Below are 1,605 nucleotides of genomic sequence, written 5' to 3'. Positions count from 1 at the left end.
CGGCCAGCGCCATCGCGGCCGAGCCGGCCGCGAGCAGCAGCGCCGCGCCCAGCGGCCAGCGCAGGGGCGGCAGCGCGGCACCGGGCGGCGGGCACACGTCGCTGGCCATCGACAGGTGCACATGGGTGTACAGCAGCGACACGAAGATCGTCATGTCCACCGCAATCAGCACGACCATGGCCCACCACGAGTGCGATGCCCGCCCTCGCGCGCCGACCGGCAGCTGCACGCCATGGCCGACGTCGACGGTCGCAACCGGGGGCGGACGGTCGGAGTCCCAGAGCCAGCGCAGGATGCATGCCACCGCGATCACGCCGCAGGCCAGCGCAGGCAGCGTCTGCGACACCGTGAGCAGCAGGAAGAAACCCGCGGTGCCGGCGGCTGCCGCCAGTGGCCACCAGCTGTCGGTCGGCAGGCGCAGCAGGTGCATCGGCCGCGCATCGCGCGGGCTGGTCACCAGCGTTTCGCGGCCGCCGAAGACGGTGCCCGGCAGCCAGTGCCGCCCGTCCTCCACCTCCTGCGGCAGCGCGGGCCGCCGCCACAGCGGATAGCGCGAATCCACCTGCGGAATGCTGCGCACGCCGTATTCGCGCGGCGGCAGCCATTCGAGCGTGCCCGCGCGCCAGGGATTGCCGTGGTCCCGCCCAGGCCGGCGCAGCGTGCGCGCCGCGTCCACCATGAAGAGCAGCACGCCGGCCGCCAGCGTGTAGGCGCCAAGGGTGGACAGCATGTTGAGCGCGTTCCAGCCCAGGTCGGCGCCGTAGGTGTACACGCGCCGCGGCATGCCGAGCATGCCCGCRATGTGCATCGGAAAGAAGGCGAGGTTGAAGCCGCCGAACATGAGCCCGAACACCCAGCGGCCCCAGCGCTCGGAAAGCCGGTGGCCGTTGAAGACCGGCGCCCAGTAGTAGAAGCCCGCGAACACCGGAAACACCATGCCGCCGATCAGCACGTAGTGCAGGTGCGCGACGATGAAGTAGCTGTCGTGCGCCTGCCAGTCGAAGGGCAGCACCGCCACCATCACGCCCGTAAGGCCGCCCAGCACGAAGATGAAGTGAAAGCCCAGGAGAAACAGCGTGGGCGCATCGAGCGCGACGCGGCCGCGCCAGAAGGTGGCGATCCATGCGAACACCTGCACGCCGCTCGGTATGGCGACGATGAAGCTCGCGGCCGACACCACCAGCAGCGAGAGGTTGCCCAGGCCCGCGGTGAACATGTGGTGCACCCACAGCGCAAAGCTCACCGCGCCCACGCCGATGAGCGCCAGCACCACCGCGCGGTGCCCCACCAGCGGCGTGCCCGCGAGCGCGGCGACCATCATCGACACCATGCCGGCCGCGGGCAGGAAGATGATGTAGACCTCCGGGTGGCCGAAGAACCAGAACAGGTGCTGCCACAGCAGCGGATCGCCGCCGCGCGCGGGAATGAAGAAGGGCCAGTCGAACGCGCGCTCCAGCTCCAGCAGCATGGTGGCCGCGATCACCGCGGGAAACGCGAAGACGATCATCAGCGCGGTGACCAGCATGGCCCAGGCGAAGATCGGCATGCGCATCAGCGTCATGCCGGGTGCGCGCGTGAACAGCACGCCCACGATCAGCTCGATGG

The 1,605-nt window shown here is 70.3% G+C and carries 1 protein-coding gene; it reads right to left on the bottom strand.

What is annotated here, in order from left to right; genetic code table 11:
• Nucleotides 1–1,605, bottom strand: a 1,605-nt coding sequence (locus AC1DOC_RS32940) for a cbb3-type cytochrome c oxidase subunit I (protein WP_478131479.1), incomplete at both ends; no start/stop codon positions are given.

Source organism: Variovorax sp. 01T439_2 (assembly GCF_056398445.1).
This window is presented reverse-complemented; position numbering and strand designations above follow the sequence as displayed.